Source organism: Haloferax sp. Atlit-12N (genome assembly GCF_003383095.1).
Lineage (GTDB): Archaea > Halobacteriota > Halobacteria > Halobacteriales > Haloferacaceae > Haloferax.
On sequence record NZ_PSYW01000002.1, the window covers coordinates 687,140 to 711,398 of the forward strand.

General features: G+C 66.6%; 16 protein-coding genes. 7 read left to right on the top strand and 9 right to left on the bottom strand.

Annotated features, from left to right (window positions below):
- Positions 1–141 precede the first annotated feature (141 nt).
- From C5B90_RS11830 to C5B90_RS11840, 3 genes are read left to right on the top strand one after another with little or no spacing between them, the layout of a single operon-like run.
- Positions 142–1,566 carry a DUF58 domain-containing protein gene (locus C5B90_RS11830; protein WP_115881681.1) on the top strand — a complete coding sequence of 475 codons (1,425 nt, stop codon included), beginning with the start codon at positions 142–144 and terminating at the stop codon, positions 1,564–1,566.
- Between the two features lie 18 nt (positions 1,567–1,584).
- Entirely contained in the window at positions 1,585–2,085 is a 501-nt protein-coding gene (locus C5B90_RS11835) for a hypothetical protein (RefSeq protein WP_115881683.1), read from the top strand.
- Positions 2,082–3,098, top strand: a complete 1,017-nt coding sequence (locus tag C5B90_RS11840; protein WP_115881685.1) for a hypothetical protein — start codon at positions 2,082–2,084, stop codon at positions 3,096–3,098. Before C5B90_RS11835 ends, C5B90_RS11840 begins: the two co-directional genes overlap by 4 nt.
- A 10-nt stretch (positions 3,099–3,108) precedes the next feature.
- On the opposite strand, the gene C5B90_RS11845 is transcribed toward C5B90_RS11840, so the two are convergent.
- The 4 genes from C5B90_RS11845 to C5B90_RS11860 all read right to left on the bottom strand — a co-directional run bounded on the left by C5B90_RS11845 (position 3,109) and on the right by C5B90_RS11860 (position 6,355).
- Complete coding sequence (locus C5B90_RS11845) at positions 3,109–4,098, bottom strand: MoxR family ATPase (RefSeq protein ID WP_115881687.1); 990 nt, start codon at positions 4,096–4,098, stop codon at positions 3,109–3,111.
- A gap of 109 nt (positions 4,099–4,207) precedes the next feature.
- Positions 4,208–5,113, bottom strand: coding sequence for a DUF4350 domain-containing protein (locus tag C5B90_RS11850; RefSeq protein ID WP_115881689.1), 906 nt, complete (start codon positions 5,111–5,113; stop codon positions 4,208–4,210).
- Positions 5,114–5,389 carry a hypothetical protein gene (locus tag C5B90_RS11855; protein WP_004042058.1) on the bottom strand — a complete coding sequence of 92 codons (276 nt, stop codon included), beginning with the start codon at positions 5,387–5,389 and terminating at the stop codon, positions 5,114–5,116.
- 120 nt (positions 5,390–5,509) lie between these two features.
- Positions 5,510–6,355: a hypothetical protein gene (locus C5B90_RS11860; protein ID WP_115881691.1), complete on the bottom strand. Its 846-nt coding sequence runs from the start codon at positions 6,353–6,355 to the stop codon at positions 5,510–5,512.
- Between the two features lie 242 nt (positions 6,356–6,597).
- Here C5B90_RS11860 and C5B90_RS11865 point away from each other — a divergent pair, with 242 nt between their 5' ends.
- Positions 6,598–8,832: a S8 family serine peptidase gene (locus C5B90_RS11865; RefSeq protein ID WP_115881693.1), complete on the top strand. Its 2,235-nt coding sequence runs from the start codon at positions 6,598–6,600 to the stop codon at positions 8,830–8,832.
- A 12-nt stretch (positions 8,833–8,844) separates the two neighbouring features.
- Here the strand turns inward: C5B90_RS11865 and C5B90_RS11870 are convergent, their stop codons facing one another.
- Positions 8,845–9,870 carry a DUF1616 domain-containing protein gene (locus tag C5B90_RS11870; RefSeq protein WP_115881695.1) on the bottom strand — a complete coding sequence of 342 codons (1,026 nt, stop codon included), beginning with the start codon at positions 9,868–9,870 and terminating at the stop codon, positions 8,845–8,847.
- 41 nt (positions 9,871–9,911) lie between these two features.
- Positions 9,912–10,397, bottom strand: a complete 486-nt coding sequence (locus tag C5B90_RS11875; protein WP_233511972.1) for a hypothetical protein — start codon at positions 10,395–10,397, stop codon at positions 9,912–9,914.
- A 537-nt stretch (positions 10,398–10,934) separates the two neighbouring features.
- Between C5B90_RS11875 and C5B90_RS11880 the strand changes: the two genes are divergently transcribed.
- The 3 genes from C5B90_RS11880 to C5B90_RS11890 all read left to right on the top strand — a co-directional run bounded on the left by C5B90_RS11880 (position 10,935) and on the right by C5B90_RS11890 (position 18,637).
- A complete protein-coding gene (locus C5B90_RS11880) occupies positions 10,935–16,184 on the top strand; it encodes a CARDB domain-containing protein (RefSeq protein ID WP_233511974.1) in 5,250 nt (1,749 codons plus the stop codon).
- 86 nt (positions 16,185–16,270) lie between these two features.
- Positions 16,271–17,395, top strand: a complete 1,125-nt coding sequence (locus C5B90_RS11885) for a dockerin type I domain-containing protein (protein ID WP_233511976.1) — start codon at positions 16,271–16,273, stop codon at positions 17,393–17,395.
- A gap of 3 nt (positions 17,396–17,398) precedes the next feature.
- The gene (locus C5B90_RS11890; protein ID WP_233511977.1) at positions 17,399–18,637 is read left to right on the top strand and encodes a PGF-pre-PGF domain-containing protein; all 1,239 of its coding nucleotides are present in this window, start codon (positions 17,399–17,401) and stop codon (positions 18,635–18,637) included.
- A 721-nt stretch (positions 18,638–19,358) separates the two neighbouring features.
- Here the strand turns inward: C5B90_RS11890 and C5B90_RS11900 are convergent.
- Genes C5B90_RS11900 through C5B90_RS11910 form a run of 3 tightly spaced genes read right to left on the bottom strand, consistent with a single transcriptional unit; the run spans position 19,359 to position 24,248 of the window.
- Complete coding sequence (locus C5B90_RS11900) at positions 19,359–20,504, bottom strand: heme exporter protein CcmD (protein ID WP_115881703.1); 1,146 nt, start codon at positions 20,502–20,504, stop codon at positions 19,359–19,361.
- A 54-nt stretch (positions 20,505–20,558) separates the two neighbouring features.
- Positions 20,559–23,552: an FtsX-like permease family protein gene (locus C5B90_RS11905; RefSeq protein ID WP_115881705.1), complete on the bottom strand. Its 2,994-nt coding sequence runs from the start codon at positions 23,550–23,552 to the stop codon at positions 20,559–20,561.
- A 15-nt stretch (positions 23,553–23,567) separates the two neighbouring features.
- On the bottom strand, positions 23,568–24,248 hold the full coding sequence (locus C5B90_RS11910; protein WP_058566549.1) for an ABC transporter ATP-binding protein: 681 nt from the start codon (positions 24,246–24,248) through the stop codon (positions 23,568–23,570).
- Positions 24,249–24,259 lie beyond the last annotated feature (11 nt).

Consider the following 24,259-nt stretch of genomic DNA (forward strand, 5'->3'; position numbering starts at 1 on the left):
TTCGCAGACTGCGATGCGTTAACGCCGGGTTTAACGCCCCGGTCAGACCGCGAACGCGCCGCAAATCCCCGGGTCAGCGCGGCCGACTGCGGCCCGCTTCAACACAAACATTCAACTTGGGCGGCACGAATCGAATCCACGATGCTTCCGACCCGCCGATGGGCCGCGCTCGCAGGCGTCGCCTGCTTCCTCGCCGTCTACGCGGTCGTCCTCGACGAGCCGACGCCGCTTTTCGCAGCCAGCGGCCTCGCCGCGTGGCTCGTCGTCGCGCAGGTCGACGCCGTCGGGACGATTCGCGCGGTCGACCGCGACCTCTCGGCGAGCGTCTCGGTCGAGCCGACGTCGGTGTACGTCGACGACCGCGCCGCGGTGACGCTGACGGCGTCGCTGTCCGAGGCCGTCGACGCGCCCGTCGAGGTCGAACTCGTCGCGCCGCCGAGCGTGAACGCGCCCGAGCGGGCGCGTCGGACGGTCGCGTTCGACCCCGGAGAGACCGCCGGGTCGGTCACGTGCAGTGTCGAGTTCCCCGTCGCCGGGCGAATCGCGTTCGACGAGGTCGAAGTCGACATCGAGGACCGTGCCGGCTTCTTCACCGAGACGCTGGCGCTCGACGCCGACGCCCGCTGCCTGGTCGAACCGCCGGCCCCCGACGGCATCCACGTCGGTCGCGGCGGCGAACTCGTCGGCGCGTCCTTCGGCGACCACTCCAGCGACCAGACCGGACCGGGACTCGTCCCCCACGAGACGCGGCAGTACCTCCCCGGCGACACGCTGTCGCAGATCGACTGGAAGACCACCGCGCGCATGGACCACCCGTACATCCGCGAGTTCGAGTCCGAATCGGATTATCTGCTGTCGCTCGTGGTCGACTGCGGTTCGAACATGAACCGCGGTCCGACCGGGCGAACAATGCTTTCGTACGCGCGCGAGGTCGCGCTCGGCCTCATCGACGCCGCCGACTCCCACAGCGACCCCGTTTCGGCGCAGTTCGTCGGCGACGCCGGGACGACCTGGGAGTTCGGCCCCTCGTCGTCCTCGAACGCCTACCAGACGATTCGGCGGCGACTGCTCTCGATAGAACCGACCGCGCGCTCGCGTCGTCCGGTCGGCACGTCTCGGCCGGTCGCCCCCGAAGACGCCCGCGAGCGGAGTCGCCTCCTCGAGGGTGACGACTCGGCGTTCGCGACGACGCTTCGCCCGTACCTCCGCGACGGCGAGAGCTACGTCTCGCGGGTCAGCGACCGGCCGATTTTCGACGCGGTGAAGTCCGTGTGCTCGCGGTCCGACCGGCAGGACCACCTCGTGCTCGTCACCGACGACTCGGCGAGAGTCGAGACCTACGAGGCGGTCGTCGTCGCGTCCAAGCGGAGCAGCCAGACGAGCGTCTTCCTCACGCCGACGACGTTCTTCGACGACGCCGCCGGGAGCGCGGGCGACACGGCCGGAGTCGTCTCCTTCGAGGAGTTCCGAAAGCGCCTCGAACGGCTCCCGAACGTCACCGCCTACGAGATAGCCCCAAAGAGCGCCATGGACCTGGCGACTGACCGCGCCACCACAGCGGAGTGAACACCGATGGAGACACCTGTGAACCAGAGCGAACGGACGATTCGAACCGTGTTGGACGCGAACGAACTCACCCCGATGGACGTGGTCGGCGTCCTCTGTGTCACGCTCGTGGCGGGGCTGACGAGCGGGCTGTGGGGCGTCGCCGCCGGCGTCCTCGTCCTCGCCGCGGCGACGGCGACGACGGGACCGCTCGCGTTCGTCGTCGCCCAACTGACCGCCGTCTCGTTTTTCGGAGACGCGAGCCTCGTCGCGCTCGGTGGCGCGCAGCTCGCGGCGTTCCCGCTCCTCGCGAGCGCGGCGTGCGCGTGGCCGCCGGACCGGTCGCGACTCGCTCGGCTGGCGGCGGGGTACGTCGTCGCGCTCGGGGCGGCGTGGGCGCTCTGGGCGACACTCCGGTGGGCGTGGCAGGCCACGCTGGTCGCCGTCGTCCTCGCGGCGCTCGTCGCCTACGGACTCCACCGCTACGAACGCGTCGCGCTTGGCCTCGTAAGCACGTCGGACACGGGGGCGGGGCGATGAGCGCGGACAGCCCCGCGGACCGACCCGACCGCGAGTTGGCGAACGGCGAGACCCGTTCCATCGTTTCGGCCGCGACCCGAGGCGACGGCGACGCCGGTCGGGGCGACACCGACGAGTCGACGCCCGGCCGCGCCGAAGTCGCCGACCTCCGGCGCGAGAACGCCCGCCTCAGACAGCGCTACGAGGCGCTCCGTCGAGGTCGGTACCGACAGACCGCCGTCGCGCTGGCCGCACTCGGCGTCGCCGGTCTGCTCGGGGGGGCGCTGTTTCCGCCCGTCAGGGAGACGCTCGTCGTCCTCGGCGCTATCGGGCTGTTCGCCGCCGCGGTGACGCGGTATCTGAGCCCCGAGCGGTTCATCCCCGTCGGCGTCGGGTCGTCGGTGTTCGGCGCGCACGCGAGCAACCACGCCGCCGTCGTCGACGAACTCGGCCTGCAGGACGTGACCGTCTACGTCCCCGACGCCGACCGCGACGCCGTTCGGCTGTTCGTCCCGGAACACCGCGGCTACGCGCTTCCCGACGCCGAGGCGCTCCGCGACACCTTCGTCGTCACCGACGACGAACTGGCGCGCGGCGTCGCCTTCAATCCCAGCGGCGGCGGCCTGTTCGACGAGTTCGAGCGGAGCCTCGACGGCCCGCTCGGCGACGACCCCGAGACGCTCGCCCGACAGACGACCGACGCCCTCGTGGAACTGTTCGAACTCGCCGAGACCGCGACCGCCGAGACGGACGCCGCCGACGGTCGCTTGACGGTCCGCGTCGAGGACTGCCGGTTCGGGTCGGCCGAGACGTTCGACACGCCCGTCGCGTCGTTCGTCGCCGTCGCCGTCGCCCGCGGCCTCGACGCGCCGGTCGTCGCCGAGGTCGCCGCCGGCGAGGAGATGGACTTCGCCGTCACCTGCCGGTGGGACGTCGAAGACGACGAGGAAGTCGAGTCGTCCGCGGACGCGGCGTCAGCGGTCGAGCGCGAGGCCGAAGAAGCAGAAACAGAAACAGAAGCCGACGAGCGATAGCCGACCGCCCTCAGTCGTCGTCGCCGGCGACGGACGGCGTCGCCGACTCGTTGAGGTCGACTTCGGGCGTCGGAACGGTGTCGACGACCTCCTCGACGACCTCTCGGGGGTCGCGTCCGCTGATGTCCGCCTCGGTCCCAAGGACGAGGCGGTGCGACATGATGATGGGTGCGAGTCGCTTCACGTCGTCCGGAATCACGTAGTCGCGGCCGCGAATCGCCGCGGCGGCCTTGCCGGCCCGGAGGAACGCAAGCGACGCGCGGGGCGACGCGCCGAAGTCGACCGCGGTGTGCGTCCGCGTCGCGCCGACGAGGTCGAGGATGTAATCGAACACCTTGTCGTCGACGTGCACGCCCGTGACGACCTGCCGGGCCTTCCCGATGTCGGCGTCGTCGATGACGTTCGAGATGTCCGAGGGTTTGAGCGACGGCGAGCGGTCGAAGCGTTCGAGAATCTCCCGCTCGTCGGCCCGCTCGGGGATTTCGACGACGACCTTGAACTGGAAGCGGTCGCGCTGGGCCTCCGGGAGGTTGAACGTCCCCTCGTACTCGATGGGGTTCTGCGTGGCGACGACCATGAACGGATAGGGGAGTTTGAGCGTCTCGCCCTCGATGGTCACCTGTCCCTCTTCCATCGCTTCGAGGAGGGCGGACTGCGTCTTCGGCGTCGCCCGGTTGATCTCGTCGGCGAGGACGACGTTCGAGAAGACCGGTCCCCGCTGGAGTTCGAACTCGCCGAGGTTCTCGCGGTAGATGTGGGTTCCCGTGATGTCCGCCGGCAGCACGTCGGGCGTCATCTGAATCCGCTGGTAGTCAAGGTTCGCGGCGTGGGCGAACAGGTTGGCGATCGTCGTCTTGGCCACGCCGGGGACCCCTTCGAGGAGGACGTGCCCGTTCGTCAGCAACGCGATGGTGAGCGCCTCTATCGCGTCTTCGTTCCCGACGAGGAGTTGCGACGTCTCGTCCAGGATGGCCTCGTAGACCTCTTCGGGAGCACTCATATACGAGACATTCGGGACGGCGACCACATATAACTGCGGTCTCGGTGCCCCGGCGAGCGAACGGGCCGAACGAGCGGGTCGACAGAGCCGGACGCCCGCAGCGACAGAACTACGAGAGCCGGCCGCGGCGGGCGACGAGCGCGACTGCGCCGACGACGACCCCGCCGAACAGGAGTTGGAGTCCGCCGGAGCCCCGGAGCGCCCGGAGCGCGACTTGAAGCGGCGGGCGCTCCTCGGCGTGCGAGAAGTCCAACACGACGGTCGTCCGGTCGGCGACGAGCGCCTCGGCGAACGCCCGGTTGTCCGGCCGTTCGAGCATCGCGTTGATGAACACGCTCGGGTCGCTCACGACGACCACGTCGCCCGCGCCGAGGCGCTCCGTGGTCGCGACCGGGTGCGATTGGAGCGTCTCGCTCTCGTCGAGTTCGCCGTCGTCGTCGCGGTCGAGATACGAGAAGTTCGACGAGCGGACGAGAACGGTGCTTTCGTTTTCGGTCACCGTCGCCGGGTGGTTCAGCGTGAGTTGCGACACGTCGCGGGTCAGCGGGTCCGCGGCGACGCGCGTCGCCACCGGGAGCGCGCCGGATTTGTACTGGTGGCGGTCGTCGCGGAGCGGCGTCTGGTTGATGCGCGCCGACGCGCCCAATCGGGCGAGCAAGTCGTTGGCGTGCGGCCTGAAGTCGTCGGCGACGACGACGGTGCCGCCGGCCCGAACGAACGCTTCGATGCGGTCGGCCTCGGCGTCGGTGTAACCCCGCTCCGGCGAGATGACGAACGCGACGGTGCCCGCCGGGTCGACCTCGCTGTACTCGGTGGTGTTGTAGACGACCTCGGTCTCGGTACCCGCGTCGGACGCGACCCCGCGGATTCCGGAGCCGCCGTCCCACGCGGCGTTGAACGCGCCGTAGGTGGACGACGAAGTGCCCGCGCCGACGCCGACGCCGAGGAGCATCGTGACGAGGAGCGCCGCGGCCAAGAGGTGCGGGTAGCCGACCTCGCGCGAGCCGACGCGCACTCAGAACACCCCCGGCGGGAGGATGTCGAGAATGCGTCTGACCACGATGTAGCCGAAGGCGACGAGGCCGCCGCCGATGAGCCATAGGAGCCGTCGCCGCCACGCGGGCGTCACCGCGACCGGCGCGGTGAGTTCGACGACGACGAGGAAACCGATGAGGGACACGACGAAGACCAACTCGTACGAAAGCGAGTCGAGGAGGACCAAGACGAGCGTCGCGCCGAGCATCCAAGCGAGCTGGGCGCGGATGAATCGCTCGCGTCGTGCCGTTGCCATGTACGGTCGTGGACGGTGCGGGATAACTAAACTATCGCTTGCGGGGACCGACCCGGCACGGTCGGTGGGGGAGTCGGTGCGGCCGGTGACGAGAGACGGGAACGACTCCGCGCTCACCCTTCAATCGGAGCGGTTTCGCACCGAGAAGTACAGCCCGGCGACGAGGAGAGAGCACACGGTGAGAAGTATCGACGGGCCGGGAGCGGCCGTCTCCGTCGGTGGCGCGGCGGGTTCGGTGGTGGACGCTGCGGTTTCGTTCCGTCCATCCGTCGTAGCGCTCGCCGTCGGTGACGACGACGCGACGGGCGAACTCGTGTCGTTCGCGTCCGCATCAGCGCCGCCCATCGCCGAGACCGTCAATTCGCCGGCGGTCGATTCGGGGTCGGAATCGGCTCCGTCGCCGCCGTCCTGTGACGACGAACCCTCACTAGTCGTGCGTTCTGCCGCAGTCGTCGTGTTCGAACTCCCCGCACCAACGACGAGACTCCCGTTCTCGACGGCGGTGATTCGATAGCTGACACCGGCTTCGCTCCCGACGTCAGTCACGTCCACCCCAATTGGGGTCGTCCCGTTCGCGCTGCTCTCGACCGTGACGGTCGCGATAGTGATAGGCCCCGACTGCGACGTGTCGATGAGTGCCCCGTAGAGGCGAACTTGCGACCGCCTGTCGTCGTACGTGACCTCGTTCAGTCCGGGGTCGGGAACGAACGACGCGTTAGAGACGGTGGCGACCGACTCGTCGACTCGGACCGTCACGTCGACCGCGCCGACGCCGCCACCGTCGAGGTCGCGGACGACGAGGTCGTAGGTCGTCGTCGACCCGACTGCCGCGTCTTGGGACGCCGGTGTCACGGCGACCGACACGTCGTTCTGTGCTGTCACTCCTCCGACAGGGGCGGCGGCGAGGCCGAAGCTGACGAGCACGAGGAGTCCGAGCGGGACGACGAGCGCCTGTCTGGTAGACATTCGGGGTTCGGTATCCGACCTGTTAAGAGTCGGACTACTTTTTTGTTCCGGGACCTGCGGACGCCGGACCACAGACCGTACCTCCCGACCCAAGGTATAACGTGAATATGTGTGTTTTACCAGTTCGTCTGCCGTCGGCGCGACCGGTGGATGTTTTAGGTCTGTAGTTGCGATGGCCACTACCCCTCGAGTAAGATGCTCGCCGTCACAGCCGCGCGCTTGCGAAGACGCCTCCCGAAGAGATGATTCGAACGCAACGAGGGACGCGGGTCGCCGTCGTCGGCATCGTGTTCTGTCTGCTCCTGAGCGCGACGCTCGCACCGGTCTCCGAAGCGACGCGCCCGCCCGATGTCGAGTTGGGAGGGTCCGAGCGGGGCGCACCCACAGCGACCGTCGCCGACCTCGCGACGACCAACAACACGACTGCACCAGACGACGAGACGACTAACAACACGACTGCGCCCGACGACGAGACGACCGAGGACGGCGTTCTCTCGGGCGCGGCGGCGTATCAACTGTCGCGCGCGGCGTCGGACGAACTGGTCCCGGTCATCCTCGTCTTCGACGACCCCTCGCGCGAGTCGGCCGACGCGCCCGACGAGTCTGAGACGACGCGCGCCCGACTCAGAGCGACGACCAACCGAACGCAGTCCGACGTGCGCGAGTTCCTCGAAGCGCGGCGGGAAAGCGGCAACGTCACAGACGTGACGCCGTTCTGGACGCGGAACGCGCTCGCTGTCGAGGCGACGTCCGGGGTCGTGCGAACGCTCGGCGGGATGCCGAACGTCTCCGCGATTCACTACGACCGGCCGATTTACGCGACGGGGTCGGTGTCGCCGAGCGTCTCCGCGTATCTGGACTCGCTGTCCGCGTACGGCGAGACGGTCCGACCGGACAGCGCGCGGGTCGCGGCGAGCGGAACGGAATCGTGGAACCTCGAATCGATTGGTGCCGACCACGTACGGAACCGTGGAATCTCCGGCGCGGGCGTGAACGTCAGCGTCATCGACAGCGGTATCGACGACAGCCACCCGGCGCTCCGCGGGCAGGTCGTCCGGTGGACGGACTTCGTGGGCGACACCTCCCAGCCGTTCGACCCGTGGGGCCACGGCACGCACGTCGCGGGGACGGTCGCCGGGCGGGCAGACGCGAACAAATCGGTCGGTGTCGCACCCGAAGCACGGCTGTTCGGCGCGCGCGCCCTCGACGAGGACGGACAGGGCAGTATGTCAGACGTGATGGCGGCGATGGAGTGGAGCGCCGAGAACCGCGCGGACGTGGTCTCCGCGAGCCTCGGTGCCAGTCCGTTCCCGCTCGAATACCGCGGTGAGCGGGCGGTCCGGCCGAACGGGACTGAAGCGAGCGACATCGAACTCTACGCGAACGGCTCCGGCGTGTACCAAGCCAGCGCGCGGTACGACGGGTTCAAACCGGCGTACGTCTACGTACTCGTCGAACCGACGCAGGTCGGCGGCGAGCGGATTCAAAGCGACGAGCGACGGGCCGAAGTCATGCGGAACCTCTCGGTGACGCTTCGAGACCCCGCGGGCGAAACCCCGCTCAGGGGCGTCGACGCGGGCTGGTGGTTCGAGGACGGCCGCGTACCGGAAGCAATCGCGTACCAGCGGTTCAGCCCTCGGAACGAGACGGCAATCGAAACCCCCGGGAACTGGTCGCTCGCCGTCGAGAGCGACCACCCCGAGTCGGTGTCGTATCGGTACCGGGCGACGGCGTACTACCCGTCGAACGGGAGCGACCAGTTCTCCCGGTACGTCGACTCGCTCGTGACGACGACGGACACGGTCGCGGTCATCTCGGCCGGCAACGCCGGGTTGCTCGGGAACCGCTCGGTGGCGAGTCCCGGCGCGTCGGAGGGCGCGATTACGGTCGGTGCGGCGCGGCAGACGACGTCCGGCGTGACCTCGTTTTCGAGTCGCGGCCCGGTCGGGTTTGGAGACGACCGGCGGCCCGGCATCGCCCTCATCGCTCCGGGAGAAAACGTCACGTCGGCGTACTCGACGTCACAGCGCGACGAGGCCGAACCGTACGTCACGCTCGACGGGACGTCGATGGCCGCCCCGCACGTGAGCGGCACGGTCGCGCTCCTCCTCGACGCGAACCCGAACGCGACCCGCGCCGACGTGACGCGAGTCCTCCGGTCGACGGCGCAACCGCTCCCACAGACGGAACCAGCCGTCGGCGCGGGGATGCTCGACACGTGGAGCGCGGTCAACGAGACGGCCGAACTGCCGCGCGCCGTGACGACCGACGCAGCACCGCCGAGTGACCCCGACGGTGACGGCCGCTACGAGGACGTCAACGGAGACGGAAACGTGACGCTCGCGGACGCGCAGGCGCTGTTCGCCAACCGCAACGCCGAGACGGTCGAAGGCACTCCGGAGGCGTTCGACTTCTCCGGAAACGGCCGCGTCAACGTCGTGGACGTGCAGGCGCTGTTCGCGGAAATCCGGGCGTAATAGCGGCGTCGGTCAGGAGGAGGCGGAGTCCGGAGCCGTCACGTTCACCCAGAGGTGGACCGACTGATAGGCGTTTGCAGCCGTCGGCTCCGCGGGTGCCGACCCCTCGTACAGGAGGTAGGTGAGTCGGAGTCGGTCGCCGGTCATCGTCGGCGTGACCGCGTGTTCGGTCCGCCACGTCGCGTTGGCCTCGACCGACGGTCGGTACCGGGTGAGCGCCTCGCGTTCGAGGACCGTCGTCGTGTTATTGGCGACCCGGACGCGCTGGAGTTGCGAGACGACGACGTAGTCGGTGGCCGTCCCCTCGTGGTTGCCGACGGCGACGGTGAGCGACGTGGGCTCCCCCGCAGTGAGTTCCGTCGGATAGTCTTCCGCGGCGAGGTCCCCGGACTGGTTCCCCGTCAGCACGTATATCTCGGAGAAGGACTCCCCGGACCCAGGAGCGGCGACCATGTATCCGCCCACCCCGACGGCGAGCGCGAGGCAGAGCACCAACACGACGGCGAACGCCGCGTCGGTCCGCGACCCGGACGAGAAGGGGTTCGGGTCATTTGGGAGACTGGACCGGACCGGGACGCCGAAACGTTCGCCCTCGGGGAGGGCGGCCCGCCGACGCGACCCGACGACCGCGGCCGCGACCGTGAGTAGCCCGATGGCGACGACGATCGGAACGAGTCGAAGCCCCCACGGCGTGAAGTTGAGGAGCAGTCCGAGCGCCGAGACGAGGGCGACGCTCGTCCCGAACGAGAGCGCGACCCGTTCGAGGCCGTCGATTCCCGTCCGGCCGGCCGCGTCGGCGTCTCCGCTCGCGGCGACCGCCGGCCCCGACTCCGGGAACAGCGCGGCGATAACTGCGTAGCCGGGGACGAAAAGCACGAACGGGAGGCCAAGTACGACCCGAAGCGGGGTGTCGCGGACGCCGGGAAGGGTGACTGCACCGCAAGTGAGGACGGCCACCACCACGACCGCGAGCAGGTCCGCAGGGGCGGTGCGAACCGAGCGCGGGACGAGCGACAGCCAGTCCGTGTCGGAGGTCATCGGCTATGGGTGCGACAAGGATTCACTAAAAGCGGTCGGTCTCACGCGTCTTCCGCGCGCGAGAGCGTGTTCAACACTTTGAGCGAGAGTTCGTTCGAAGAGATCTCTCCGTCTCGGTACTCGGCGAACCACGACGACTTCGCGTACCACGTCCCGAAGCGGGACTCGGGGCTGTCCATGACCACCGCGTTCAGGCGCTCGGCCTCCCAGCCGCTTGCGACCCGATTGAAGAAGCCGCCGGCAATCGTGCCGATTTCCCCGCCGACCTCCTCGTACTGGTCTTCGTTCGAGACGTACGTGAGTTCCACCGCGTTCACCGGCGGTTGCGGGAGGAGTTCGACGATGGAAATCTCCTCTTGTTGGAGGAACGACCGAAACTCGTCCGCCTGCTCGACGTACGGGGAGGGCGTTCTCGTCGGGAGTGTCGTTTGTGTTTGGGTCGACGTCTCTGTCTCGGACTCCTGTGCACAGCCGGCAGTTCCGACGACCACCGCAGAGAGCGCAGTAAGGAACCGGCGTCTTCGCATATGCTACTCACATGACTACCCGCCTTCTTTAATGTGACCACGGCTGCGAAACGGCCGAAGTGTTGTCGGTTTGAATGAGTATCAATACAGCTGGACAGTATTATTCAAGCATACAACTCTGAATAAATCCATGGGTGATACAGAAGTATTTTATCGCTCGTATCAGATGAACATACCATGAGGCCTACGACCAGCAACAGGACTAAACTCTTGAGTTTAGTTCTGACGGGGGTTGTGGTTCTATCGATGGTGGTAGGGCCCGTTAGCGCGAGCACCCTCGCCTCAGCAGACGCATCGGCCTCACTCAGCGGAGGGGGTTCCGCTCCGATAGACGGAGCGACAACACCCGCGGTGAGTGACGAATTGAAAATAGACGCCGGAGAGAACGTCTCCGTGTGGCAGTATTCACTACTGACACTCCGGCCGAATAACCCGGCGGCATCGAGCGAGTTTGTCACACTCGACGACGTTCCGTACATCAGCCACGAGATGCGGAACACGAACATTTTCGTCGGGACGAGTGACCTGGAGACCAGCTTGGACAAAAACCGAATCTACGTCTTCAACAAGACGGAGATTACCGCGACCTTCAATCCGGGCAAAGCCGGAAAGAGTAGCGTGGTCGACGGGGAGAAAGTCCAACTGGTCGCTGTCCACCTGAAGGAGGGCGCAAAGCAACCAGGTGGTATCAGTGACATCGGCAAACTGCTCACGACGAGTGAAGACACGAACGCCGAGATCGTTCGCGAGTTCACGGGGGAGAGCGGAGAGCAGAACTTCAAATTCACCCCCGACAAGTCCGGGCAGTACATCTTCGCGACGGTCCTCGTCGACAACAGCACCGACCCGGGACTGGTGCAGGGCTCGTCGCCCGGTAACCTCACCGCCGAAGGGAACGTGACGGTCGTCGGCTTCGACCACTTCCTCGTGCAGGACGGTCGGTCGACCGTGACGCCGCCGGAAGTCGCCGCAGTCGGCAACGACGTGGAGGTCGACGTGGACGCGTCGAACCTGGGAACGAACGACGTTTCGCACACGACGATTCTCCTGAACGAGTCCGTCCTCGGCGACCAGCAACAGACGATTCAGCTCAACGGGAGCGAAGTCGAGGAGATTCAGTCGTCCATCGACCGAATCGAAGGGGCGACCGACGTGAAGCCCGGAACGAACTTCGCCGGGAGCACGCTTCCCGCGAGTCGCTACAACGGGAACACGAACATCGTCTCGCTGCTCTCGCGGCTCGCCGGTGAAGACAGTGTGACGCAGACCGACGACACGGTCATCTACACGAGTATCAACGGAACCGTCGGCGGACCGAAGGAAACGGTCACGCTTCGCACGACGGAGAACTTCACCCCGGGTAACTACTCGGTGGTTCACTTCGCGACCGCACAGAACGGGACGGCCACGCTGAGCAACAAGGCGAGCGTCGAACTCGTCGACGGCGTCCAGCTCAACATCGAGCCGAGCGCGGTCGAAATCCAGCAGGGCGACAGCGTCACGCTCAACGTCACCCGGGCAGACACCGGCGACCGCGTCGCTGGTGCGAACGTGACCTACAACGGCAAGACGTTCACGACCGATTCGAACGGTCAGGTGACGTTCACGCCCGTCGAGTCCGGAACCGCGACGGCCACGAAAGACCCGTCCGACGGAACCGCGTACATCTCGTCGAGCGTCGACCTGTACGTCATCACGCCGGAAATCGTACTCACCGACTACAACGTCTCGTCTACCTCGGTGACGACGGACGAGACGGTAACGGTCAACGCGACCGTCGAGAACAACGACTACTTCGGTGGGAACTTCACGCTCGACCTCAAGCGTGACGGCCAGACCGTCGAGTCGAAGACGGTGTTCGTCGGCGAAGGCGAGACTGTTGTCGAGCAGTTCGAACTGAGCTTCGACACGCCGGGCACGTACGATGTCACGGTCAACGACGCGACGCCGACGGCCATCGAGGTCAGCGGCGTCCCGGACATCGTCTACTCGAACCTCACGGTTCCGAGCCAGGTCTCGCCCGGTGACACGACCGTCGTCAGCGCCGATGTCAGCAACAACGGAACCGGTGCTGGCGAGTACAACGCGTCGCTCGTCATCGACGGCCAGACCGTCGACTGGATGAACGGGACACTCGCGCCCGACGCGTCCACGACGGTCACCTTCGAGAAAGACCTCGGCCCCGGCACGTACCAGATCGCGATCGACGGGCTTCCCGCCCAGACCGTGACTGTCGACACGCCGGCGAACCTCGAGTACTCGAACCTGCAGGTCAACGCGACCGAAATCGGACTCGAAGACGATGTCAACGCGAGCGCGACGGTCACGAACACCGGCGACGTGTCGGACACGTTCACCGCGACGCTCTCGGTCGACGACGAAATCACCCAGACGAAGGCTGTGACGCTCGACGGGGGCGAATCGAAGACGGTCTCCTTTACCGTCACCGACCTTGCTCTCGGTGAGCACACGGTCCGTATCGGTGACCTCTCGCCAGAGACGGTGACCGTGAAGGCACCGGACATCACGCCGACGCTTTCGGTCGAGACGAACGTCACGAAAGGCGTCGTGCCGGTCAACGCGACGGTGAAGAACCGTGGTAACGTCGAGGCGACGGGCGTCGACGCCATCGTCGAGGCGAAAGCCGACGGCGGTGGGTCCTGGGAAGAACTCGCCAGTCGGACGGTCGACCTCAACGCCGGCGAGTCGGTCGCTATCAACACCACGCTCGCACGCGTGGACGCGCGGAACTACTCCGTTCGCGTCGTCGCGGACCCGGATGACGAAATCGCCGAGGCGAGCGAGACGAACAACGAGGTCGACGCGCGCGTCACCGGCGGCCCGCTCGCGAAGGGCTACGTCAAGCTGCCCAACGGGAGCGCCGCCGTGGACGACCTCGTCTACACGAGCCGCACGAACCCCGGCGACGAGCCGTGGTTCGTCGGCCAGACGTTCACCGACGAGAACGGTCGGTTCCTCGTGCCGGTCGTCAACGGAACCGCGCAGACGATTGCGTACGCGCAGGACGGAGCGAGCGGCTGGAGCGGTGACCACCCGCGCGACGGGTCACCGGACATCTACTCGCTCTACACGACGAAGGGAACCGAGCGGGTCCTGAACGTCGGAAACACGACGCTCCCCGACGCGGGGCTGCTGAACGTCACCGTCGTCGACCAAGGCGGTGACCCGGTGGAGAACGCGACGATTGCGGTCCACCACAACAACGACGGCACGCGTTCGGGTGTCGCGTACAAGTCCAACGCCGACGGGCTCTTCCCGGCCGGTGAAGGCGACAAGACCGGCATCGAGGTCCGCGGCGACATGGAAGTCCGTGTCACGCCGCCGGAGAACGACCGGTTCGTCAACCGGACGTACTGGCAGAACCTCACGGTCGACACGAGCGGCGCGAACCTCACCTTCCGCCTCGCGGAGGGTGCTGACCTCTCGCCCGAACTCGACGTCGAACAGCGACAGCGGTTCAACGACGGCGTGAACGCCTCCGTGACCGTCTCGAACGACGGTCTCGTCAACGTCTCGAACGCGACGGTCAACCTGACGGTCGAGGCCGCCAACGGCGAGACGGAGACGTACACGAAGTACACCGGAAACCTCTCCGACAGCACCGACGCGCCGAACAACGAGACGACGCTCAGCTACGACCTGACCGAGTTCGCCAGCGAGGAACTCCTCGGAACCCTCGCACAGGGCAACGCGCGGGTGACCGCGACGGTCGACCCGGCGAACGAGATTCCCGAGACGGACGAGACGAACAACCAGGCGGTCAACACCACGCGCGTGGTCTACGCCGACCCGACCGTCCGTATCCAGGGTCAGAGCACGGTGCTCCAGAGCCAGAGCGCGACGCTCGTCGTGTTCACGAAGAACAACGGTACCGCGCCGACCGGTGAGTTCAACGTGACCGTCGACTACGACGACGGCACGACGGAGAACATCACCATCGGAAACCTCGGTGTCCAACAGCCCAACACGACCCGAGTCACCCACAACTTCGCGTCGGGTGGCGACAAGGTCGTGCGTGCGAGCGTCTCCGACGGCGTCCCGTTCGACAACAACGAGTCGACGAAGAACGTCACGGTGAAGCCGTACACGCTGAGCATCGAGAACGACGACATCTCGGTGCCCTCGACGGTCGTGAACAACTCGACTGTCACCGTCCTCGCCGAGTTCGACACGAACTACCCGTCGGACGTCAACGCGACGGTTTCGCTCCCCGCGGGGCTCGAACTCGTCGACGGGCAGCACGCTGAGAAACAGGTTCGCGCGACAGGCAACGGCGGGTCGGCCGCCTGGAAGGTCCGCGGCAACACGACCGCAGACATCGACGACGCGCAGATAGACGTCACCGTCGAAGCGTTCGGCCAGAGCGACACGGCGTCCGCGACGACCAACGTCACGGTGCCGAAGGTTCGCTACACGACGACGAACGCGACGACGCTCGAGTCCGCGGGCGAGACGCAGTCGCTCGCGCTCAACATCTCGGACGCGACGACCTACGAGCACACGCTCAACGTGACCGTGCAGGCCGGGACGGACGGGCGGACGCTACAGGGTCTCGAATACCTGTTCTCCTACCCCTACTGGTGTGTCGAACAGACGACGACCCAGATGATGTCCGCGCTCCGGACCGACCAGTACTACCGCGACGGCGACATCCCGAGCAACTACGACCGCGACCGTGCGAACAGCACGATTAGCGCGGGTATCAGCAAGCTCGCCGACGAGCCCACGCCCGGTGCGTTCGTCAACATCTCCCAGCACGACAACGGTGCATGGAGCATGTACGGCAACAACCCGCGCGGTGACCTGTTCTACACCATCTACGCCCTGCAGGGCGTGAGCGCCGTCTCCGACGACGCGGTGCAGAGCAGTCGCACGGACGTGAACGCCAGTCTCAAGAACATCAACCAGAGCGGTGCGGTGCTCTGGCTGGCAGACAAACAGCGCAACGACGGAAGTGTCCGTCCGAACGGGTACTTCCTCCGCGACAGAACCTCCGCGACCGCCTACACGACGGTCGCAATCGACCGCGCTGGCGACGACCTCAACGCGACCGCACAGACGGCCGCCGACGAGTTCAGCGTCGACGCCGCGGTCCACCTCATCGAACAGCAGAACGGCGACGGTAGCTGGGAAGCCGGTTCGAGAGAAGCGCAGGCGACCGCGTACGCGGTGCAGGCGCTCGCCGCAGTCAACGACAGCGACACCCTCCGGACGCAGGTCAACAGCGAACTGAGTTCGGGCAACGTGTCGATGGCCCTCGACAGCGGTGTCGAGTGGCTCGTTGCGAACCAGCAGGCGGACGGCTCGTGGACCGGTTACACGAACTCGCCGTACTGGAGCAACACCGGTGAGAAGGCCCGTGCGACGGGCAACGCGATTCTCGCGTTGAACGCCGCAGAGGGCTACACGGCAGCAGGCAACGATACCGTCTCCGACGGTGTCGGCTACCTCGTTGGAATCTACCAGCAGGGTGGCTCCTTCGGTAACACGCGTGCGACCGGCGTCGCAATCGACGCCCTCACCACGGCGGACCAGCGGAACGCTGGTGCGCAGACGGTGACGGTCGAAATCAACTCGACCGTCACGAAGGACGTCACCGTCGACGGCAACACGCCGACGGCCACGGTGTCCTTCACCACTGACGAACTCGAAACGCTTCGTCAGACCGGTAACATCACGCTGACCGTCGATAACTCGACTCGAGTCGTTGTCGGTGCCGAATCCGAACAGCTCGTCAACGAACAAGAGTACGAGGACGCCAACTGAGGAGAACGATGACACGAAAACTCTCAACGACACTGGCTGCCCTCCTGGTCGTGGCATCGATATCGTTCGGTGTCGGTCCGGGTGTTGTGTCCGCTGCGGACGACCCGTTCAGCGTCGCCATCGACGCGCCGGACGACCTCAGCACGAACGGCAACCAGACGATTGCAGTAACGGTTACGAACAACGACAGCACCGCGCTCCTCAACCCGCTCGTGGAGGTTCCGATTAGCAGTCCGGTCGGACTCCCGAACGGGGCCGAAGACGCGGTGTACGTGAACGACACGTCGGACCTGCGGGACGCGGCCGTCCAGCAGAGCACGATTTCGACCGGCGACGCCCTGGTCATCACGGGCGAAGTGGTGCCGGCCGGCGAATCCCGGACCTACCACTTCAACGTGACCGTCTCGTCGGCGGGGACCACGTCGCTGACCGCTGACGTGCGCCCGCTGTACAACGAGCCGAACAACGTTCGCACGAGCGAGCAACTCGACGTGAGCGGCGTCGGGACGGTCAACGCGAGCGTCGTGGACAACGACGGAAACGCCGTCAGTGGCGCGTCCGTCGTCCTCGACGGGCAGACCCAAGCCGACTCGGTCAGCGAGACCGTGCTCGAAGGCGACCACACCGTCGGCTCGAGCCTGACGGACGCCCCCGAGTTCACCGTCGGCGTCGGCATCTCCGAGACGGCATCTGTCACCTTCGTCGACGGTGACGACAGCATCCAGCCGGTCGCCTACGTCGGTGAGGAACCGACGCTCGTCGGCGACTCGACGTCGGAGTCCGACGGGGACGCGAAGACGCCCGTCAACACGACGGTGTCCGTGACCATCTCGAAGAGTGACGGCACGGTCGTGTACGATATCGCACCGCCGAGCGACAAACCGCTCCGCGGAAACGGCGTCGCGACGACCGACGCGAACCTCGTCGAGCAGACGACGGTCGACGGTGAGACGCGAGTTCAGCTCAACCAGACCGGCGTCGGAACGCAGGTCTCCGTGGAGTTCGAAGGCTACGAACTCGGTAACGTCGACCTCGACGGCGACGTCGACGCGGACGACGCGTCCGACATCGCACAAGCCGCTTCGAGCGGTTCCGACGCCGCCTACGGCGACGTCAACGGCGACGGGCAGGTCAACGCGGTCGACGCGATGCTCGTCCAGCAGTACAGCGAGAACAACCGTGATACCGACTACACCATCGGGGGTGCATAACTCATGAACACGAAACAGCTACTCGCGGTCGTGATGTGCACCGCCATGCTCGTCAGCACGGTCGCCGTCGGCGCTGCCGGTGCCGCGACTGCCAAGACCGTCTCGGTCGACGCCGTTGGCTCGCTCGACGAGCGCTCCGCGGACTCGGCGGCGACGCTTACCGCGTACAACGTCGAAGACGCGGACGGCATCGGGTCGTACGAACTGAACATCAGCTACGACGACAGCCTGGTCGACGTCTCGGTCGCCGGGAACTCCCGGTTCAACGTGGAGACGACCGACCACGGCAACGGAAAGCTCACCGTCGTCGGGTACACGGGTGAGACCTCCGGTTCGACCGGAAACGTCTCGCTCGCGGACCTGACGGTGAGCGCGCAGTCCGTCGGGAGCGACACCGCCGCGTCCATCGACGTCACCGTCGAATCGATTACGGACACGAGAGGGAACCTCCTGTCCCACAGCGGCGACACGACGACCGTCGACGTGAACAACATCGACGGCAGTACGCCGACGCCGACGCCGTCCACGCCGACGACCACCCAAGCACCGTCTGGTGGCGGTGGTGGCGGCGGCGGCGGTGGCGGCAGTGTCCCTGACAGCGGAACCTACGAGAGCGTCCGGCTCTTCTACGGTTCGGAAGTCAGCGCATCGCTCCCCGGTGGCTCCACGGTGACGAACGTCGACCTGGCGTTCGGGAGCCAGGGAACCGGCGAGGTCATCGTCCGCGAACGGACGAGCCTCCCCGGAACCGTCGGTCGACCGTCGAACGCGGCAATCGGGTACGTCCAAATCGACGTCCCGAGTTCCCTCCGCGACTCGCCGTCGACCATCACGCTGAGCGTGAGACAAGACCGACTCGACGAACTCGGAATCACGGCGCAAGACCTCGCGGTCGAACGCTACAACGACGAAAGCGGTGAGTGGGAGACCCTCGACACGCGCGTCGTGAACGAGGGCGACGGACGGGTCGTGCTGGAAGTCGACACGCCCGGCTTCTCGTACTTCGCCGTGACGTCGACGCAGGCCGTGACGACGACGGCGGACGACGGTGGTGACGACACCACGGCCGACGACGGCGATGGTGACGACACTACCACGTCCGACGACGGCACGCCCGGCTTCGACGACGAGACGACGACCGGAGAGCCGACGACGACTGACTCGGTCATCCCCGGCTTCGGTGTCACCGCCGCGCTGATTGCGCTCGTCGCAATCGCGCTCATCGCGGTGCGACGCGAATAAGTTCGCGTCACCGTTCTCGGTTCTTTTTTGGTCGACCTGTGCGGACGACTCGCTTCCGAATCAGAGAGTCACGCACGGCGCTGTTGAAATCCGTAGGTACTGCTAGTTTGTTGCGTTCGTGGTGAATAGCGGGCGCGAGTTTACCAAACAAGTACTCCCCCGGTTACCTGCGCGGAGCCGGTCTGTCACCCGACTCCACCGAACGAGAGGATGGTGGCTGACAGGAATTCATCGCACCGAACAACGTTCGAATCTCCCCACGAGCGATATCGAACTGTACCTGAAAGCACTCGTTTTCGCCCCAGTCATCGACTAATTGTTCCACGTCCGATGTTGAGAAGGTGACCTCGACTCGGGGATTCCGAGCAGTCACCGTAATCTCGTAGGTGACATGTTGCCCCATCCACGGTTCAATGACTTCAACCATATCAGCGCTGTTGAGCGTGTGCGCTTGTTCGTACACAGAGCGGCCGTCTCTAAGAACGGTGATGTCGGCAGTAGTCTGAGCCTCCCGGACGTTGAGCACGCTGATCTTCCCGAGGCCGACACGTGGCGACGCTGGTTCATCACGAAGCGGGAGAGAACCCAGACAGCCTGCTCCGAGAGTAACGAAGGGGACAGCAGCGATGAAGCGGCGACGCATAGCGGAGGGAGCCATTGTCGAATGGTACGTAGAGGGAGGTAAAGAAAACCGCGCGAGGAGAGCAATCGGTCGTCTCGATTACGAACGCCGACGGAGGAGACTGACACCGACGAGGCCGACGATACAGACCAGCGCAACGCCGACCGAGCCCCAGAGAGGAACGGCGGTCTCAGTCGTGGTTTCGGTCGTCGGTTGCATCGTCGTCGAAGGCTCCGCGGTCTGCGTCGACGTCTCCGTTCCGTCCGTGTCGGTGGAGTCCGCCGTCGAAGACGACTGGTCGGCGTCGTCCGAATCGTCCGAATCGTCCGCGTCGTTCTCGTCATCCGCATCGCTCGTGGGCGTCGGCGAGTCAGTCGTCTCCGCCGAACTCCCTCCGGAGGACCCCGCCGTCGTATTCGATGTGGTCGACTCGTTGGTTGCGGTCGTCGTGGTTGTCTCGGTCGTCTCCGTGGTCGTCGTGTCGTCGGACCCGCCCGACGAGTCCGAGTCTTGGAGCGACCCCGCTTCGACGACGCTCACCGACTGGGTTCCGCTCACGGCGACCATCTCGTTCTCACCGAACACTTCGTCGTCGGTCTGCGCGGCCGAATAGAGGCGATAGTCGCCCGTCGAAAGCGACCCGACATCGACCGTCGCCGTGTAGTTCAGCCCCGTCTGTTGGGTCGCAGTCGTGCGGACAGACGTCGATTCGTTCCCGAGAACGACCTCGACGCCGGCCGGCGGCGACTCAACGTCGCGACTGACCTTCGAGAGGTTCACTTCCACGAGGAGTTCGTCGTCGGCTTCGACGCGGTTGGCCGCGGTCTGTTCGACGTCGAACCCGTTGATGACGAACGGCTCGACCGCGTAGACGGTTTCAGTACCGTTCGTGAGCGCGATTGCGTACGTGCCGGGACTGTATCCATCGAGCGAGAACGTCTCCGAGGCGGAGCCGCCGCCGCCGACGTATTTGCTGTCGTAGAACCGCTGTTGACTATCGACGACACGGATGGAGTACGAGTCACCGGACGGCCCGTCGGCCGAAACAGAGACCGTTCCATCCTCGGACGCGCTACCGATGGCTTCGATAGTCTGGTCTCCCCACTCAGTCGAAACCGTTCGGTCGGGGATATCGAGGTCGTCGTCGATGTCGACGTCGTAGTCGGCGCTCTGTGCGGCCGTCAACGGGGCGACCGCCGAACACACTAACACGAGCGCCAAGAGGAGGGCACGGGACGAGTGCATATGCGCACCCTACACCCGTCTGTGGTAAGTGCATTTTCATGACGAGCCGAACAGTCAGCGGTGGAGCAACCGCCCGACGTTGAAGCGAACGAAGGGCGTCGCCGCGATGACGGCGCTACAGACCGCGAGACAGACCGCGCCGAGGGCGGAGACGCCGACCAGCAACGGGGTGAACGGAACGGTGAGTCGAATCCCGAAGACCACGAGCACGTCGAGTCGCGCGAGCGCCCACAGGAGCGCCGCCGCGAGGCCGAACGAGAGGACCGCCGCGGGAATCGCGAGGCGGACGGCGTCGGCCGCGAGAAGGGCGAGAATCCGCCGCCTGCTCGCGCCGGTCGCGCGGTAGATGCCGATGACGCGACGGTTGGCGTGTACCGCCTGCGCGAACGTCGCCGTCGTGCCGCCGATGGTGCTCAACCCGGCGAGCGACACGAGCACGACGAACAGCAACTGCACGTTCCCGAAGACGTTCTCGATGGCCCGTCCGATACCGGTTCCCTCGGTGTACTCGCCGCGGCTGCTGAGCGTCGCCGCGACGCGCTCGTCGCCCGTGACGCGGTAGGTCGCCGTCGAGATGACCGACCCGTCGACGACCAGCCGGAGGTCGTACGTGCCCGGCGGCGGGTCGTCACCCAGTCCGACCTCGGACGCCGCCAGTTCGATTTCCGAGACGTTCCCGCCGGTCAGTTCGACGGTCCGCGTCTGCGTGCCCCCCGGCGAGACGAGCGTGAGGTTGCGGACGAGGAACCGACCCCACGGGTTGGCGACGCGCGCCGTCACCGTCGGATTCGTGAGTCGCGACCCGGTGGACGGCGAGACCGTCAGCCGCCCGCCGAGTCGCTGCGGTGCACCGCGTTCCACGGTGAGTGTGTGTTCTTCCGCGACGTAGCCGTCTTTCGAGAGCCGCAGCGTGTACGTGCCCGGTTCGTTGGGAACGCCCATCGGCACGCCGCCTCGGTCGTTGGTCGTCGCACTCCGACCGTCGAGCGTGACGGTCACGCCGGAGACCACGGTCTCGTTCGGCGTCGTCGCTGGCACGACGAGCGTGGACCCTGGCGGCGCGCGAGTCGGGTACTCGGACGGAAGTTGGAGCGTGTTCGGCCGGTACACCGTCACCGAGCGGGTGACGCCGTCGGTGGCGAGTTCGTACGTCCCCGCGGTCTCGAAGCTCGTCTCGAACGACAGCCGGGTTGACTCGTCGCTCCCGAGCGTCACGTCTCGTTCGAGGGTCTGGTTCCCCACGCGGACCGTGATCGTCTCGGTCGCCGCGGCGGACCCGAGGTTCCGGACCGTCGCGCCGAAGCGGTACGTCGCGTTCGTCTGGACCTCGGACGGGCCCGAGAGGCTCGTCACGAGCAGTCCCGACGACCGATTCTGCAGGGACGCGAGCCTCGACGAGGCGTTTTTCGTCCGAATCAGGTGCACCGTTCCGGGACCCGTCGCCAGCGGCTGTGTCGTTTCGAGCGGGACGACGAGTTGGTCGTTCGTCACGCCGCTCCCGGTGAACGCCCCGACGATTGTGACGCGTCTGACCCCGGGCGTGACGCTCCCGCCGAGCGTCACCGTCTCGCCGACTTCGAGCCCGAGCGTCCGCGCGAGGTCGGTTCCGACGACGGCTTCGTCGGCGCGCTGTGGGGCTGTGCCCGCGACTAACGACGCGTCGGTGACCGAGCTGAACGCCGTGTAGTTCGCCCCGCGAACGAGGTACGGCGTCCGGCCTCGTGTCTGCGCGTAGATGACCTCCGGGCTGGCCGTGATACCGTACGACCGGAGGACAGTCGCGTAGTTCTCGTCGATGCGGCTGTTGAGGGGGTGTGCGGCACCGCTCTCGACGACCGTCCCGCTCGACGTGGTCGCGAGGGGGGCGAGCGCGCCGCCGATAGAGCCCGTCAAGAGGATGATGAGCATGAAGACGGCGAGCGTCGCCGCCGTGGGGGTAAACGCCCGCCAATCGACGAGCGTCGGTGAGGTGACCGTCTGTAGGCGCCGAATCGGCGCTGGCCATCGACCGGTGGTCCGGTGCGGTTGGTCGAATCTCGGGTCGCCGCGGATGACCGGGAGGGCCGCGAGGAACCCGGCGAGGAGGCCCATCGCGAGGAGGAACCCGGCGATGGCGAGGAGCGAAACCGCGATGTCGGCGGTCACGGTCGTCTGAAGCGACACCGGGAGGCCCGCGTACGTCGCGGCGTTGACGGCGCCGTTGGTCACGACCACGCCGAGCGCGTAGCCCAACGCGACGCCGACGAACGTGAGCGACAGCACGCGGCCGAGGAGAATCGCGAGGATGCGCCACGGCGACGCCCCGGTCGCACGGGCGACGCCGATGAGGCGGGTCCGGTCCCGAATCGACATCTTCGTCACGTTGTACACGACGACGAGAATCAGGAGCCCGCCGGCGAACGCGGCGACCGAGAGCGTCCGGACGACCTGCGTGATGCCGCCCGCCAGAAACGGAAGCGCCGCGATGAGCGGGACGCTCGTCGCCGACGCCGGGCGTCCGGATTCCCCGGTGTCGAACACGAGCGCGCCGCTCGTTCCCAGCCGCTGGGCGGTGTCGGTGTCCGCGACGTACCACGAGTCGGGGAACAGCGTCTCGTCGACGCGGTGCGGCGAGACGGTCGTCGAAACCGCGTTGTCAGGGCCGACGAACTCGACCTGCTGTACCGTCGATACCGGCCCCGAGACGCCGTCTGTCGGTGCCCTCGGCAGTGCCGCCGCTTGCCACGCGACCGACGCGCCCGAAATCGTCCGCGGCGCGTCCGGTGGTATCCCGACCACGCGGCGGGTCTCGCCGTCGGGGAGCGTAACGGTGGTGACCGCGATTACGACCTCGTCAGCGGACGCAGTCGCGACGGCGTCGTCGTACGACTGCTCGTACGACACCGTCGCCGAACTCGACAGGTCGGAACTGAGCGTTCCGGTGTAGGTGGCCGCGGTGAGCAACAGCAACGCGGCTCCGAGGAGGAACGCCGTCGTGACGGCGACGACCGCGATGCTCAGCCACTCGCGGCGCGACCACCTCGAAAGGAGCGCTGTCGCATAGCGCATGTTATCCGAGGCGGCTCATTGCGGGATGCGCTCGTCCGATTTTCGGCGGAGCGAGCCGTCTATCAGCACGTGCGTCTCCTCGAACTGGTCGGACAGCGTGGGGTCGTGGCTGATGACGACGAGCGCGGTGTCCGTCTGGTCTTTGACCCGGAACAGGAGGTCGAGAACTCGTTCTGCGGTTTCCGGGTCGAGTTGCCCCGTCGGCTCGTCGGCGAAGACGACGTCCGGCCGGTTGGCGAGGGCGCGGGCGATGGCGACGCGCTGTTTCTCCCCGCCGCTGAGCGTCGCCGGATACTGGTCTTTGAGGTCTAAAATGTCGAGGGCGTCGAACAGCGTGTCGAGCCACGCCTCGTCTCGGCTCCGGGTGTGGTCCTGCGGGAGCGCGGCGTTGTCCCACGCGGTCAGGTCCGGGATGAGCTGGAAGTCCTGGAACACGAACCCGATTGCGTCCCGCCGGAGGACGGCGCGTTTGCGCTCGGGAAGCGCGCTCGTGTCGTCGCCGTGGACGTACAGCGAGCCGCTCGTCGGGGTGCTGAGCAGTCCGAGGACGTTGAACAGCGTCGTCTTCCCGGCACCGCTCGGGCCTTGAATGAGGAGGGAGGTGTCAGGCTCGACGGTGATGGAGACGTCCGCGAGAATGGTGGAGTCACCGCGTTCGACGGTGAGCGAATCGCCGCGCAGTACGGGGCCCGTCATCGATATGTTCC